The sequence below is a fragment of the Pseudomonas sp. 2957 genome, assembly GCF_031456345.1.
Taxonomy (GTDB): Bacteria; Pseudomonadota; Gammaproteobacteria; order Pseudomonadales; family Pseudomonadaceae; genus Aquipseudomonas; species Aquipseudomonas siliginis.
Genome location: NZ_JAVDUL010000003.1, coordinates 88,289 through 102,775, shown reverse-complemented (window position 1 = coordinate 102,775; position 14,487 = coordinate 88,289). Strand labels below are relative to the sequence as shown.

Sequence of the window (14,487 nt, the reverse complement as noted above, 5' to 3'; positions counted from 1 at the left end):
TCAATCGCAGAATTGCAAAACGTTGGCGCGGCTCTTTTCGGTCGGCGCGGTCTGGTCCTGCTGCAGCCAGAACTGGCATTTCGGGTTCGACGCATTGCGCGAATTGGCGCGCGCCTGATCCAGTCGGGCCTGCTGTTCATTCTTGCGCAGGTTTTCTTCGTACTGTTGGAACAGCGGCGTTGGCGGCGGTGCGACGTCCGGCTGTGGCTCGACTGCAACTGGCGGATTGGCCAATTGCTGCACCGCTTGAGCCACCGGGGCCAATTGCTCGGGAAAGATGAAGCGCGATAGCAGCCAGCAGGTCAGCGCAATCGCCAGGAACCCCAGCCACAGGCCTAGCGCGATGCTGCCGGTCAGATGCAGCGCGCTAAGCTGAACAGGCAAGGGACGACGCGGATTCGGACGGTAGGGCATGGCGGCCTCCTGGCGGATGGTTGCGGGCAAGTGGCGATTGTCGCACGAAGATTAATCGCCGTCGGCTCTTCTGCGCGAGCGCATTTATGCGGACAATCGAGGTCTTTTGCCAACGGGAGAACGGCATGCCTGAAGCGAAACCCCGCTGGGACATTTTCTGCACCGTGGTCGATAACTTCGGTGACATCGGCGTGACCTGGCGCCTGGCCCGGCAACTGGTGGCCGAACATGCCTTGCCGGTGCGCCTGTGGGTGGATGATCTACGCGCGTTCGAGCGCCTCTGTCCTGAGATCGATGTCGATGTTGTGCAGCAATGGCAGCAGGGCGTCGAGGTGCGTCAGTGGCCGAGCGAATGGCCGCACGCCGAGGCGGCCGACGTAGTCATCGCCGCCTTCGCCTGTCAGTTGCCCACTGATTACATGGACAGCATGGCTGCGCGGGAAACGCGGCCGCTGTGGCTCAACCTCGATTATCTCAGCGCCGAAGACTGGGTCACCGGCTGCCATGGCTTGCCGTCGGTGAAATACAAATCGGTGCAGAAGTTCTTCTTCTTTCCGGGCTTCAAGCCGGGCACCGGTGGCCTGCTGCGCGAATGCGGACTGCTCGAACAGCGTCGGCAGTTTCAGCAGGATTGGCCGGCTCAGCGACATTTCCTGCAAGCCTTGGGTATCGATCCTGCTCCGGACGCGCAACTGATCTCGCTGTTTGCTTATGAAAACGCCGGGTTGGCCAGTTGGCTGGATGTGCTGGCGGCCGATGCACGGCCGACTCACCTGCTGGTGCCGGAAGGGCGGATTCTCGGCGATGTGGCGCGCTGGCTGGAGGTAGAAACCCTGACGGTCGGCGCGATTCACGTGCGCGAGTCCCTGACCGTGCAAGTGCTGCCGTTCGTCCGTCAGGATCAATACGACCATCTGCTGTGGTGCTGCGATTTCAACGCGGTGCGCGGTGAAGACTCATTCGTGCGCGCGCAATGGGCGGGGCGGCCGATGCTCTGGCACATCTATCAGCAGGACGATGACATCCATCTGGACAAGCTCGACGCTTTCCTCGCGCTCTACACTCACGGCCTTTCCCCCGCTGCGGCGCAGGCGATGAACGGTCTGTGGCGAGCGTGGAGCGCCGGGCAACCGATCGGCGAGCACTGGCTGGCGGTGCGAAATCATTGGCCGGAACTCGAGGAAAATGCCGAGGCATGGTGTCTGGAACAGGCCTTGCAGGCGGATCTTGCCACGGCGCTGGTACAGTTTTATGTAAATTGGATATGATACGCGGCCTAGATTTTTGTAAATCCCATCCAAATTCGGATATTCGCAATGAAAACTGGTAAAGAACTCAAACCCGGTACCGTGATCCGTATCGACAACGATCCTTGGCTGGTTCAGAAAGCTGAATTCACCAAGTCGGGCCGTAACAGCGCGATCATGAAGACCAAGCTGAAGAACCTGCTGACCGGTTACAAGACCGAAACCGTTTACGGTGCGGACGACAAACTGGACGACGTGATCCTGGATCGTAAAGAAGCCACCCTGTCGTTCATCAGCGGTGACACCTACACGTTCATGGACACCACTGACTACACCATGTACGAGCTGAACGCCGAAGACATCGAAAGCGTTCTGCCTTTCGTTGAAGAAGGCATGACCGACGTTTGCGAAGCCGTGTTCTTCGAAGAGCGTCTGGTTTCCGTAGAGCTGCCGACCACCATCGTGCGTCAGGTTGACTACACCGAAGGCTCCGCTCGCGGTGACACTTCCGGCAAGGTGATGAAGCCTGCCAAACTGAAGAACGGTACCGAGCTGTCGGTTGCCGACTTCATCGAAATCGGCGACATGATCGAGATCGATACCCGCGAAGGCGGTTCCTACAAAGGCCGTGCGAAATAAGCACTGCTTTTTGCGGAAAGAAAAAACCCGACCATTGAGTCGGGTTTTTTTGTGCCTGCGCTTTGAGTTTCACACCTGTCCCATGTGGGAGCGAGCCTGCTCGCGAATGCGGTGTGTCATTCAATGAAGCGCTGTCTGACGGGACGCTTTCGCGAGCAGGCTCGCTCCCACAATGGGACTGTGGTTATTTCAAGTGTTGCTTCAGTTCTTCAGACGCCTGCAACATCGCCGACCGCACCGCCGGTACCTGGCTGACCACGTTGAGCAAACCGTAATCGTGAATCATGCCGTTGTAGCGCACCGACGTAACCGGTACTCCGGCTTCATCGAGTTTGCGTGCGTAAGCTTCACCTTCATCACGCAGCACGTCGGCGCTGGCAGTCTGCACCAGTGCAGGTGGCAGACCTTTGAGTTGCGCGGTGGTGGCGCGCAGCGGTGAAGCGTAGATCTCGTTACGCTGTTTGGCGTCGGTGGTGTAGTTGTCCCAGAACCACTTCATCATGTTGCGGGTGAGGAAGTGCCCTTCGGCGTACTGGTTGTACGAACCGGTGTCGAAGTTGGCATCGGTCACCGGCCACAGCAGTACCTGGAATTTGATCGCCGGGGTGCCCTTGTCCTTGGCCATCAGTGCAACCACTGCGGCCATGTTGCCGCCGACGCTGTTGCCGGCCACGGCCAGGCGCTTGCCATCGACGTTGATCTCTTTGCCGTGTTCCGCCACCCATTTGGTCGCAGCGTAGGCCTGGTTGATCGCCACCGGGTAATGCGCTTCCGGCGAAGGGGTGTAGTTGACGAAAACCGCCGCCGCCCCCGAACCGACCACCAGATCGCGCACCAGACGTTCGTGAGTCGGGAAGTCCCCCAGCACCCAGCCGCCGCCGTGGAAGAACATGAACACCGGCAGCTCACCCTTGACCCCGGCCGGCCGGACGATGGTCAGGCTCAGCGGTTGACCATCGACCTGCACCGTTTTCTCGCTGACATCGGCTTTGGGCAGCGTCAACTTGACCCCGGACTGCGCGCCGACCAGCACGGCGCGGGCATCCTTGGGCGACAGCTGCTCGATCGGCTTGCCGCTGCCTGAGTTCAGCGCATCGAGAAATGCCTGGGTGTTGTGTTCGACATCACCGGCGAAAGCGCTGTGTACCGACAGGGCGAGAAGGGTGCCGGTCAAGACTTTGCTGAAAGTGTTCATGTTCAATTTCCTTGTTCGGGCCGGAGACTTGAGTGATTACACGGTTACGTGCAGACGCACATCGACGTTGCCACGGGTGGCGTTGGAGTACGGGCAGACCTGGTGAGCGGCGTCGACCAGCGACTGCGCATCGGCTTGTTCCAGGCCTGGCAGACTGATGTGCAAATCGATGTCCAGACCGAAACCGCCAGGGATCTGGCCGATGCCGACGTGCGCGGTAATCGACGCGTCGTCAGGAATCTTGCGCTTGGTCTGGCTGGCGACGAACTTCAGCGCGCCGATGAAGCAGGCCGAGTAACCGGCAGCGAACAGTTGCTCAGGGTTGGTCGCCGCGCCGCCAGCACCGCCGAGTTCTTTCGGGGTGGCCAGTTTGACGTCCAGTACGTTGTCGCTGGAGATCGCACGACCGTCACGGCCGCCAGTGGAAGTTGCGATTGCGGTGTAGAGAGTTTGCATGGTGTGAGCCTCATTGGTTGTGGTTTTGCGCGCTAATTGTTTGCGCGCTAAGTAGGTGTGAAGAGAATGTATAGCGCTAATGTTTAGCGCGCAAGATAAATTTTTAATAAAAATCGCGTTTTGCTCAAGGGCATAGCGTGGAAGGGGCGGGTAAGGCCTGATTTAGAGCGCTTGACGAGGGAATTCAGGCGGGACAAATATTTTTGTTGGCGCTGAAATCACTGTGGGAGCGAGCCTGCTCGCGAAGGCGGTGGAACATTCAACGACTCGCTGTCTGATCGGACGCTTTCGCGAGCAGGCTCGCTCCCACAGGGGGATGTAGCGGGGCTTAATTCAGGCTGTCTTGCAGATGTCCGCGCAGCGCTTGCAGCTCGGCCTGCAACTTCTGCAGACGTTCCAGGGTGAAGCCACTGGCGCCAAGAATGCACTGCGGCACGGTCTGCGCCTTGTCGCGCAAGGCGCGGCCTGCTGCGGTCAGTTCGACAATCACCACCCGCTCATCTTCACGACTGCGGGTGCGGCTGAGCAGGCCTTCGGCTTCCAGACGCTTGAGCAATGGCGTCAGCGATCCCGGATCGGTCAGCAGGCGTGCGCTGATTTCTCCGACAGTCAGACCGTCCTTCTCCCACAACACCATCATCGCCAGATACTGCGGATAGGTCAGGCCCAGCGCCTGCAACAGCGGCTTGTAGACCTTGGTCATCATCAGCGAGGTCGAGTGCAGGGCGAAGCACGCCTGATTGTCGAGCAGAAGGTCGTCGCAGTTGTCGCGTTCGGAGGTCATGTCAAAGCCTTGATCGTTGATCGTTTTTTAATCTAGCGCTCGAATCTTTAAGGCGCCAGATAAATATGTCCGGCCTCAGTGCCGGGCGAATTGCCGTTGCAACGCCAGATCCCACGGCGGCACCGGACTGAAGCGGGTTTTCAGATATTCCAGCAATAACCGACTGCGCGAATGGACCTGCTGTTCCATGCGCAGCGCGTAAATGCCGGTGGACTCCGGCGGAGGCAGGCCATTTTCGCAGAACAGTGGCACCAGTTCGCCACGCAGCAGGTATTCGCTGGCCAGCCAGGTCGGCAAGTGTGCGACGCCCAGACCCGCCGCCGCGCCACACGCCAGAGCTTCGGCATTGTTGGCGCTCAGACGTACGCGCGATGGCCGGTGCAATTGCATTTGCCCGTCCACTTCGAATTTCCAGGCAAACGGCGGCGCAAGGCCTTCCCAGTCGAGCCCGTCGTGTTCACTCAACTGCGCCGGATGCTCGGGCACACCACGCTGCTTGAGATAGTCAGGGCTGGCACAGGCGACGCGGACCATGCTCGCCAATGGCGTGGCGACCAGGCGCGAGTCAGCCAACTGGCCGGTACGCAGCACCAGATCGACCTTGCCCAGGCTGCTGCCGGCCATGTCGCTGAAGCTGTCGATCAGGTGCATCTGCACATCGAGTCCCGGATACAGCAGGAGAAAATCGGCAATTACCGGCGCCAGATGTCGCCGCCCGAAAGCTGCTGGCGCATCGATGCGGATCAGGCCTTCCGGTGCGCTGCTCAACGACACCGCTTCGGCACGTGCCAGTTGCAACTCGGCGATGATCCGTCGCGCCCGTTCGGCGAAGGCCAGACCGGCCGAAGTCGGCAGCACGGCATGGGTGCTGCGTACGAACAGCTGACTGCCGACGGCACTTTCCAGGCTGTCGATGCGCCGGGCTACGGCGGAAGGTGTCAGCGGATGGCGGCGCGAAGCGGCAGAAAAGCTGCCACTCTCCAGCACATCGAGAAACAGGCCGAGTTGATCGGTCAATTGGTTGGGATTCATGGAAACCACGCTTGTGCAAAATCGGCATAGCCATTGTGCGTTGCTATGCGTTTCCCCGCTAGGCGCGAGTGCGTAGCATTGGCCGCCTGTCGTTAGAGGATTACCGTTGTGATGGATTTTCTGTTGTACCTGCTGTTCGGCGCCGCCCTGGGCACATTGGGGGGGATCTTTGGCATTGGCGGTGGCTTGATTGCGATTCCGTTGCTTGGCGTGTGGTTTGGGCTTGATCAGCAGATCGCCCAGGGCACGGCACTGGTGATGGTGGTACCGAACGTGATGCTGGCGCTGTGGCGTTATCACCAACGCAATCGCATCGAGTTGCGCCATGCGCTGCCGCTGGCGGTGATGGGTTTCTGCTTTGCCTGGCTCGGCTCGATTTGGGCGGTGGGCATCGACGCGCAGACCATGCGCATCGGCTTTGTTGCCTTTCTGGTGGCGCTGTCGGCCTACAATCTATTGAAAATGTTCGGCCCACGACCAGCGCCGACTGCCGAGATGCGCTATTCGTGGCCGTGGCTGGGCGTGCTCGGCGCCGCCTCGGGGACCATGGGCGGCTTGTTCGGCGTCGGCGGCGCGGTGGTGGCCACACCAGTGTTGACCAGCCTGTTCGGCACCAGCCAAGTGGTTGCTCAGGGCTTGTCGCTGGCGCTGGCCCTGCCGAGCACTGGTGTAACCCTGGTGACCTACGCCGTGCACCATGAAGTCGACTGGATGATCGGTCTGCCTCTGGCGGTCGGTGGTCTGCTCAGCATCAGTTGGGGCGTGAAAGTTGCCCACGCCATGCCGGAAAAAATTCTGCGCGGGCTGTTTTGCGGCTTCCTCGTGCTGTGTGCGGTGATGCTCGCGTTTAAAGTTTGAAGCCCTCGACAATGTGCTCGGCCAGGCACTCGGTGATCGGCGACGGGTTGTTCAGGTTTCGGATCAGCATGATGCTTGCCTCGGGCAGCAGCGGCAGGTCTTCGGCGGCGCCAAGGATGCGCATGTCCGGGGTGATCAGACTCTCCAGTTGCGCGGTGATCGCCAGCCCTGCGCTGACCACAGCCATCAGCGCCGACAGGCTGCTGCTGTTGTAGGCGATGCGGTAATCGCGGCCCATCGCGTCCAGCGCATTGCACGCCCACAAGCGGCAGAAACAATCACTGTTGAACATCGCCAGGGGCAGCGGCGTCTGTTCGTGGGCGCTGAAGTTCTGCGCCTCGGCCCAGACAAAGCGCTCCTTGCGCAGCAACTGGCCGATCTCGTTGCCCGGCTCACGGGTGACGATCGACAAGTCCAGATCAGTGCGCTGCAACAGTTGTTTGGTCGATTCGCAATGCACTTCGATCTGGATCAGCGGATAGAACTGCGCAAACCGCGACAGGATTCCCGGCAGAAAACGCATCACATAATCATCCGGCGTACCGATGCGCACGGTGCCGACCATGTGCGGCTCGCGCAGGGTGTTGAACACCTCACTGTGCAGTTTGAGGATGCGCCGTGCATAACCGAGCAGCACCTGGCCTTCGGCCGTCAAGCGCACCTGGCGTCCATCGCGCTCGAACAGCTGGCGCTGCAACACGTCTTCTTCCAGGCGTTTCATCTGCATGCTCACCGCCGACTGGGTGCGGTTGACCATCTCGCCGGCACGGGTGAAACCGCCCTGATCGGCAATGGCGACGAAGGTGCGCAGGACATCGGTATCGATACTGGGGTAGGCGGACAATTGATGAATCTCCGTGATGCATGCCATCAGAAACATTCGTTGGATTGATCTTAGCGCTGGCGCGAGACTTGAGCCATCCACAGAAGGAGGCAAGACGATGAAAGGTCAAAGAGAGTATGCAAGCCAAGAACAGCTGTCCGGCCATGGCCATATCGTGTCCGATCTGCTGCACAAATTCAGCCGTTGGTATGAGCTGCATCGCGAACGGGAAATGCTCGCCGGTCTGAGCGATGAGGCACTGAAGGACATCGGCATCAGCCGCGCCGATGTCGAGCATGAAACCGTGCGGCCGTTCTGGGACGACCCGATGCATAAATGATGAGGCTATCGCTACACAAACCCCTTTCAGGTGAGGTAGGTTGCGAGCAGACATGGAGGAATAAATGCCCGCGACAGTGTCCTTTTCCCTCAAACAGGCACGACGTCTGGCGCTGGCTGCCCAAGGGTTCAACGGGCGCCAGCCGCCGAACGTCAATGCCAGTCATCTGAACCGGCTGATCGAACGGCTGGGCCTGCTGCAAATCGATTCCGTCAATGCCGTGGTGCGCTCGCACTACCTGCCGCTGTTTTCCCGTCTCGGTTGCTATCCATCTGACTTGCTCAACCAGGCTGCCTGGAGTTCGGGCCGTCGGCGCACGCTGTTCGAATACTGGGGCCATGAAGCGTCGCTGTTGCCGATGTCGATGTACCCGTTGCTGGGCTGGCGCATGCAACGGGCCAAGCGTGGCGAAGACATCTACCAGCAATTGGCAAAGTTCGGTCGCGAACAACAGGACACCATTCGCCGCGTGCTGACTGCGGTTGAGGAGCGGGGTGCGCTTGGCGCCGGCAGTCTGTCGACCCGCGAAGACAAGGCCGGGCCATGGTGGGACTGGAGTGCCGAGAAACATGCGCTGGAATGGTTGTTCGCCGCCGGTGAGGTCACAGTGGCGGGGCGACGCGGTTTCGAGCGCTTGTACGATTTGCCCGAGCGGGTGATTCCTGCTGCGATCCTGCAACAGCCCACGCCGGACGAGGCCGAGGCGCAACGCGGTTTGCTCTTGCATGCGGCGCAAGCATTGGGCGTTGGTACGGAAAAAGACCTGCGTGATTACTTTCGCCTGAACCCTGCGGATGCGCGGCGGCGTCTGGCGGAGTTGGTTGAAGCTGGTCAATTGCAGATGTGTGAAGTCGCCGACTGGCGGCAGATCGCCTATTGCCTGCCGGAGCCCAAAGTGCCGCGCAAGGTCATGACCAGTGCGCTGCTGTCGCCGTTCGATTCGCTGATCTGGGAGCGCAGCCGCACCGAGCGTTTGTTCGATTTCCGCTATCGCCTGGAAATCTACACACCGCAGCCCAAGCGCGTGTATGGCTATTACGTGCTGCCGTTTTTGCACAACGAGCGGATCGCCGCGCGGGTTGATCTGCGCGCCGAACGGGCGGCAGGGCAGTTGGCAGTGCATGCGGTGCATGAGGAAGAATCGGGACTGGACGAGGAGGGGATGCTGGCGCTGGCGCTGAATTTGCGGCGGATGGCCGGTTGGTTGGGTTTGGCGCGGGTGCAGTTGAATTGTCAGCGCGAGAGTGCGGGGCGGTTGCGGGTGGCATTGGCGCGGATTGAGGTTGCCTGAGCCGGCCCTTTCGCGAGCAGGCTCGCTCCCACAGGGAAACGCATTGCAAATGTGGGAGCGAGCCTGCTCGCGAATTGGGGCTACTCGGTCTAGCGGCGGACTTGCTTCAGGGTCTCGGCAATCAAAAACGCCAATTCCAGCGACTGGTCAGCATTCATCCGTGGATCGCAGTGGGTGTGATAACGGTCGGACAAGCCATCCTCGGTAATCGGCCGCGCGCCGCCGATGCACTCGGTGACATTCTGTCCGGTCATCTCGATGTGAATGCCGCCGGCATAACTGCCTTCCGCTTCGTGCACCTGGAAAAACTGCTTCACCTCGCCAAGGATCTGCGCGAAGTCACGGGTCTTGTAGCCGCTGCTGGCCTTGATGGTGTTGCCGTGCATCGGGTCGGAGCTCCACAGCACTTGCTTGCCTTCGCGCTGGACCGCGCGGATCAGTGCCGGTAGATGATCGCCGACCTTGTTCGCACCCATCCGCGCGATCAGGTTCAAACGCCCCGGATCGTTGTCCGGGTTGAGCACGTCGATCAGGCGGATAAGATCATCGGGGTCCATGCTCGGGCCGACCTTGACGCCGATCGGGTTGTTCACCCCGCGCAGGAATTCAACGTGCGCGCCGTCGAGCTGACGCGTGCGGTCGCCGATCCACAGCATGTGCGCCGAGCAATCGTAGTAATCGTTGGTCAGGCTGTCGCGGCGCACGAAGGCTTCTTCGTAGTTCAGCAGCAGCGCTTCGTGGGCAGTGAAGAAACTGGTTTCGCGCAGTTGCGGCGAGCTGTCCATGCCGCAGGCGCGCATGAACGCGAGGGTTTCATCGATGCGGTCGGCGAGGTGGCTGTACTTCTCGGCCAGCGCCGAGTTGGCGATGAAATCCAGGTTCCACTTGTGCACTTGGTGCAGGTCGGCAAAACCACCCTGGGCGAAAGCGCGCAACAGATTCAGAGTCGCCGTTGACTGATGATAGGACTGCAGCAAACGCTCTGGATCCGGCACGCGGCTCTTTTCGTCGAAGCCGATGCCGTTGACGATGTCGCCGCGATAGGCCGGCAGGGTCACGCCGCCGATGGTTTCGTCGTTGGCCGAACGCGGCTTGGCGAACTGACCCGCCATGCGCCCGACCTTGACCACTGGGCAACCGGCAGCGAAGGTCATGACGATCGCCATCTGCAGCAACACTTTAAAGGTGTCGCGAATCTTCGCTGCGGAGAATTCAGCGAAGCTTTCCGCGCAATCGCCGCCCTGCAACAGAAACGCGCGACCCTGGGTAACTTCGGCGAACTGGCGGCGCAGCTCGCGCGCTTCGCCGGCGAACACCAGCGGCGGATAGCTGGCCAGGGTTTGCTCGACCTGGCGCAGGTGCGCGGCGTCGGGGTATTGCGGTTGTTGCTGGATCGGCAGGGCGCGCCAGCTGTCAGGGCTCCACGGTTGGCTCATCACGGTCTCGAAGTTCGTACGCAGGGAAGCGCCATGTTAGCAGCAATTAGTGCGTGACCTGCTCCCGCCCCATCGCCGACAATCGCCGCTTTGCCACGGCGCCACAGCGGTGCCATCGCGTCACCGCGCCCGGTGACCATCAGGAGACGAAATGACTGAGGAGCGCGTCGAGCATCTGCTCGCCGAAGTACAGGATGAGTTCGGCGTGATTCGCGTGCTGGAAGTGGCCGATTACCGCTTTCTCGAGTTCGGCGATGCGATCGAGCAGAGCTGCGTGTTCACTGCCGACCCGAGCTGGCTGGAGTACGACTACACCCGCGCCATGCTGATCGGTGCGCTGTGCCACGAGCAGCCGGAGAGCGCGCTGTTTCTCGGTTTGGGTGCGGGCACACTGACCCAGGCTTGCCTGAAGTTTCTGCCGCTCGAAGACGTCGAGGCCATCGAACTGCGCCCGGACGTGCCGCGCCTGGCCATTGAATACCTCGGTCTGGATGATGATCCGCGTTTGTACATCCGCGTCGGCGATGCGCTGGAATTGCTGCCGACTGCCGAGCCGGCGGATCTGATTTTCGTCGACCTCTATACCGATGTCGGTCCCGGTGTCGGGCATCTGGCCTGGAGTTTTCTCGGCGATTGTCAGAAGCGCCTGAATCCGGGCGGCTGGCTGGTGATCAACCAGTGGGCCACCGACGATGGCAAGCCACTGGGCGCGGCATTGTTGCGCGGGCTCTATCATCGGCATTACTGGGAATTGCCGGTGAAGGAGGGCAACGTGATTCTGATTATCCCGGCGGATCTCGATCAGGCGCTGGACATGCAGGCGCTGACCCAGCGGGCCGAAGCGCTGGCGCCGCAGTTGGGGTACTCGTTGCAGTCGTTGATCAACGCGATTCGCCCGGCGACCTGAGCCGGCAGTACCGCCCCCTTCGCGAGCAGGCTCGCTCCCACATTTGAAATGCGTTCGACCTGTGGGAGCGAGCCTGCTCGCGAAAAGGCCCTGACAGGCAGCAGATTCTTCACACCCCTTTGAAAATCCCTGGCCGCCGCTCCACCAGCGATCTCACCCCCTCCCGGGCATCTTCAGTGGCGAGCAACTTCTTCACCAGCGCCGGTAACGCCTGCGCCGCCGCTGTCTCACCCTCATAACGCGCCTGTCGCGCTGACATCAAGGTCGCCTGCACGCCCAGCGGCGCCTGCCGGGCAATCCGTTCGGCCAGCTCGATCGCGCGGGGCAGCAAGTCTTCACTGGCCATCACTTCCTGGACCAAGCCCAGATGCAACGCATCGTGTGCATCAAACTCGTCGCCGGTGAGCAACCAGCGCATCGCATTGCCCCAGCCGGCAATCTGCTGGAAACGCAAAGTCGCCCCGCCAAACGGAAAGATCCCACGCTGCACTTCCATCTGCGCGAAGCGGGTATTGCTCGCGCACAGATTGATGTCCGCCGCCAGCATCAGCTCGATGCCGATAGTCAGGCAGTAACCCTGCGCGGCGACGATTACCGGCTTGCTCACCCGTGGCCCGACGAAAACGCCCCAGGGATCGCACCCGCCTGTCGGAACCTGCCAGCCTTCGGCCAGAGCCGCGCTGGCATTGACCAGATCAAGCCCGGCGGTGAAGTGCTCGCCGTGGCCGAACACCACGGCGACCCGCGCTTCGCGGTCGGCTTCGAACTCGCCGTAGGCCAGGCTCAGGTCGTTGAGCAGGTCGATATCGAAAGCGTTGCGCTTGGCCGCCCGATCGAGGCCGATCAAGTGCACATGACCACGACGTTCTCGGCTGACGCGGCCGGCGCAGGGCTGATTCATGGCTAAATCCTCAAGCGGGAAGGGCGGATGCGCGGCGCTTTGCCGCAGGTCGGTGAACCGTTTAAGCGTCATCGCCCGCAGGGCCGGGCCTTTGCAAAATAGACCGTTGCGCGATTATCCGCAAAACCCCGTTACACGGCGGTGACACACGGATAAGGGCCACAAAAAAAGCTCCCTTTTCGGGCGAAATCCGGTATAGTGCGCGCCGGCCTTTAACCGGGCCGCGTTTAGGTAGCGCATTTCCCGAAGTCAGCTTCGGCTGCACGTCCGCATTGCGGGCTCTTCCTTGACGATTCATCTTCATTCATTCGTTTTCGCAAATCCCCGCCGACAAAGCTGCCAGGGCGACTCTTGAGTCTCAACACGGCATGCGCAGCTTTGGAGCATGGGTCTTTGCGGATGCACTTAGAGGCAGACCCATGACCCAGGAAACCGGCGGATTCGCCGCTTTTAATCTCAACCCGAATATTCTTGCAGCCGTCGCAGCGACTGGCTACGAAGAGCCTTCGGCGATTCAGCAGCAATCGATCCCGATCATCATGGCCGGCCAGGACATGATTGGCCAGGCGCAAACCGGTACCGGTAAAACCGCCGCGTTCGCACTGCCTATTCTGCACCGCATCGATCCTGCCAAGCGCGAACCGCAAGCCCTGATCCTGGCGCCAACCCGAGAGTTGGCGCTGCAAGTAGCAACCGCTTTTGAAACCTACGCCAAGCAAATGCCTGGCGTCACCGTCGTGGCTGTCTACGGCGGCGCGCCGATGGGCCCGCAACTCAAGGCAATCCGTAATGGCGCACAGATTGTTGTCGCTACTCCGGGTCGTCTGTGCGACCACCTGCGTCGCGACGAGAAAGTCCTGTCGACCGTGAACCATTTGGTTCTCGACGAAGCTGACGAAATGTTGAAGCTGGGCTTCATGGATGACCTGGAAGTCATCTTCAAGGCTCTGCCATCGACCCGCCAGACCGTGCTGTTCTCGGCGACCCTGCCGCAGTCGATCCGCGCCATTGCCGAACGCCATCTGCGCGATCCGCAACACGTCAAGATCCAGACCAAGACCCAGACCGTTACCGCGATCGAACAGGCTCACCTGTTGGTTCACGCTGACCAGAAAACCTCGGCCGTGCTCAGCCTGCTGGAAGTCGAAGACTTCGACGCCCTGATCATGTTCGTGCGCACCAAGCAAGCCACTCTGGACCTGGCCAGCGCCCTCGACGCCAAAGGCTACAAAGCCGCCGCGTTGAACGGTGACATCGCCCAGAACCAGCGTGAGCGCGTCATCGACTCGCTGAAAGATGGCCGTCTGGACATCGTTGTCGCCACCGACGTTGCTGCCCGTGGTCTGGACGTTCCGCGCATCACTCACGTGTTCAACGTTGACATGCCGTACGACCCGGAATCCTACGTGCACCGTATCGGCCGTACCGGCCGTGCCGGTCGCGAAGGTCGCGCCCTGCTGCTGGTGACTCCACGTGAGCGCCGCATGCTGCAAGTGATCGAGCGCGTAACCGGTCAGAAAGTTGCCGAAGTGCGTCTGCCGGACGCTCAAGCCGTTCTCGATGCTCGCATCAAGAAACTGACCAACAGCCTTTCGCCGCTGGTTGCTGATGCCGAATCGACTCACGGTGAGCTGCTCGACCGCCTGACCGCCGACATCGGTTGCACCCCGCGTGCACTGGCCGCTGCGCTGCTGCGCAAGGCTACCAACGGTCAAGCGCTGAACCTGGCCGCGATCGAGAAGGAACGTCCACTGGTGCCGAACAACGCACCGCGTGGCGACCGTCCTGAGCGTTCCGGTGATCGTCCTGATCGTGGTGACCGCGAGCGTCGCGCGCCAATGCCTTTGGGCGAAGGCCGTGCTCGTTGCCGTACCGCGCTGGGTGCGCGTGACGGTATCGCTGCGAAAAACCTGCTGGGCGCCATCCTCAACGAAGGCGGTCTGGCCCGTGAAGCGATCGGTCGCATCCAGGTGCGTGACAGCTTCAGCCTCGTCGAGCTGCCGGAAGAAGGTCTGGAAAAACTCCTGACCAAACTGAAGGACACTCGCGTGGCCGGTAAGCAGCTCAAGCTGCGTCGCTACCGCGAAGATTGATCCGCCCTTGGGCTGATTGATCGAACATAAAAAAATCCCCGACTGGTTCGGGGATTTTTTTTGCCTGCTCA

Annotated in this window: 15 protein-coding genes; 7 read left to right on the top strand and 8 right to left on the bottom strand. The window is 60.9% G+C overall.

Annotated elements, in window-relative coordinates:
- A complete protein-coding gene (locus tag J2Y39_RS10900; protein ID WP_041478413.1) occupies positions 1-414 on the bottom strand; it encodes a hypothetical protein in 414 nt (137 codons plus the stop codon).
- Positions 415-539: 125 nt separating this feature from the next.
- Between J2Y39_RS10900 and earP the strand changes: the two genes are divergently transcribed.
- Both earP and J2Y39_RS10890 read left to right on the top strand, forming a co-directional pair.
- A complete protein-coding gene (gene earP, locus J2Y39_RS10895; protein ID WP_310217487.1) occupies positions 540-1,682 on the top strand; it encodes an elongation factor P maturation arginine rhamnosyltransferase EarP in 1,143 nt (380 codons plus the stop codon).
- Between the two features lie 48 nt (positions 1,683-1,730).
- A complete protein-coding gene (locus tag J2Y39_RS10890) occupies positions 1,731-2,300 on the top strand; it encodes an elongation factor P (RefSeq protein WP_003226785.1) in 570 nt (189 codons plus the stop codon).
- A gap of 184 nt (positions 2,301-2,484) precedes the next feature.
- Here the strand turns inward: J2Y39_RS10890 and J2Y39_RS10885 are convergent, their stop codons facing one another.
- The 4 genes from J2Y39_RS10885 to J2Y39_RS10870 all read right to left on the bottom strand — a co-directional run bounded on the left by J2Y39_RS10885 (position 2,485) and on the right by J2Y39_RS10870 (position 5,767).
- Positions 2,485-3,495 carry an alpha/beta hydrolase gene (locus tag J2Y39_RS10885; RefSeq protein ID WP_056788483.1) on the bottom strand — a complete coding sequence of 337 codons (1,011 nt, stop codon included), beginning with the start codon at positions 3,493-3,495 and terminating at the stop codon, positions 2,485-2,487.
- A 36-nt stretch (positions 3,496-3,531) separates the two neighbouring features.
- Positions 3,532-3,951, bottom strand: a complete 420-nt coding sequence (locus J2Y39_RS10880; protein WP_007940002.1) for an organic hydroperoxide resistance protein — start codon at positions 3,949-3,951, stop codon at positions 3,532-3,534.
- Positions 3,952-4,279: 328 nt separating this feature from the next.
- Positions 4,280-4,735, bottom strand: coding sequence for a MarR family winged helix-turn-helix transcriptional regulator (locus J2Y39_RS10875; protein WP_042607887.1), 456 nt, complete (start codon positions 4,733-4,735; stop codon positions 4,280-4,282).
- Between the two features lie 75 nt (positions 4,736-4,810).
- Positions 4,811-5,767 carry a LysR substrate-binding domain-containing protein gene (locus J2Y39_RS10870; protein ID WP_016770867.1) on the bottom strand — a complete coding sequence of 319 codons (957 nt, stop codon included), beginning with the start codon at positions 5,765-5,767 and terminating at the stop codon, positions 4,811-4,813.
- A 111-nt stretch (positions 5,768-5,878) separates the two neighbouring features.
- Here J2Y39_RS10870 and J2Y39_RS10865 point away from each other — a divergent pair, with 111 nt between their 5' ends.
- On the top strand, positions 5,879-6,625 hold the full coding sequence (locus tag J2Y39_RS10865; RefSeq protein WP_221264894.1) for a sulfite exporter TauE/SafE family protein: 747 nt from the start codon (positions 5,879-5,881) through the stop codon (positions 6,623-6,625).
- Here the strand turns inward: J2Y39_RS10865 and J2Y39_RS10860 are convergent.
- The gene (locus J2Y39_RS10860; protein WP_174823892.1) at positions 6,615-7,469 is read right to left on the bottom strand and encodes a LysR substrate-binding domain-containing protein; all 855 of its coding nucleotides are present in this window, start codon (positions 7,467-7,469) and stop codon (positions 6,615-6,617) included. The two genes, J2Y39_RS10865 and J2Y39_RS10860, sit on opposite strands and share 11 nt — an antisense overlap.
- 97 nt (positions 7,470-7,566) lie before the next feature.
- Here J2Y39_RS10860 and J2Y39_RS10855 point away from each other — a divergent pair, with 97 nt between their 5' ends.
- Together J2Y39_RS10855 and J2Y39_RS10850 are read left to right on the top strand one after the other, a co-directional pair.
- A complete protein-coding gene (locus tag J2Y39_RS10855; protein ID WP_016770864.1) occupies positions 7,567-7,788 on the top strand; it encodes a DUF1127 domain-containing protein in 222 nt (73 codons plus the stop codon).
- A 64-nt stretch (positions 7,789-7,852) separates the two neighbouring features.
- The gene (locus tag J2Y39_RS10850; protein ID WP_310217478.1) at positions 7,853-9,079 is read left to right on the top strand and encodes a winged helix-turn-helix domain-containing protein; all 1,227 of its coding nucleotides are present in this window, start codon (positions 7,853-7,855) and stop codon (positions 9,077-9,079) included.
- An 89-nt stretch (positions 9,080-9,168) separates the two neighbouring features.
- On the opposite strand, the gene J2Y39_RS10845 is transcribed toward J2Y39_RS10850, so the two are convergent.
- Positions 9,169-10,515, bottom strand: a complete 1,347-nt coding sequence (locus J2Y39_RS10845) for a class II 3-deoxy-7-phosphoheptulonate synthase (protein ID WP_095182202.1) — start codon at positions 10,513-10,515, stop codon at positions 9,169-9,171.
- A gap of 151 nt (positions 10,516-10,666) precedes the next feature.
- Between J2Y39_RS10845 and J2Y39_RS10840 the strand changes: the two genes are divergently transcribed.
- Positions 10,667-11,422: a spermidine synthase gene (locus tag J2Y39_RS10840; RefSeq protein WP_056788491.1), complete on the top strand. Its 756-nt coding sequence runs from the start codon at positions 10,667-10,669 to the stop codon at positions 11,420-11,422.
- A 109-nt stretch (positions 11,423-11,531) separates the two neighbouring features.
- On the opposite strand, the gene J2Y39_RS10835 is transcribed toward J2Y39_RS10840, so the two are convergent.
- Positions 11,532-12,323, bottom strand: a complete 792-nt coding sequence (locus tag J2Y39_RS10835; RefSeq protein ID WP_056788494.1) for a crotonase/enoyl-CoA hydratase family protein — start codon at positions 12,321-12,323, stop codon at positions 11,532-11,534.
- Between the two features lie 419 nt (positions 12,324-12,742).
- Here J2Y39_RS10835 and J2Y39_RS10830 point away from each other — a divergent pair, with 419 nt between their 5' ends.
- Complete coding sequence (locus J2Y39_RS10830; protein WP_016770859.1) at positions 12,743-14,416, top strand: DEAD/DEAH box helicase; 1,674 nt, start codon at positions 12,743-12,745, stop codon at positions 14,414-14,416.
- The last annotated feature ends 71 nt before the right edge of the window (positions 14,417-14,487 follow it).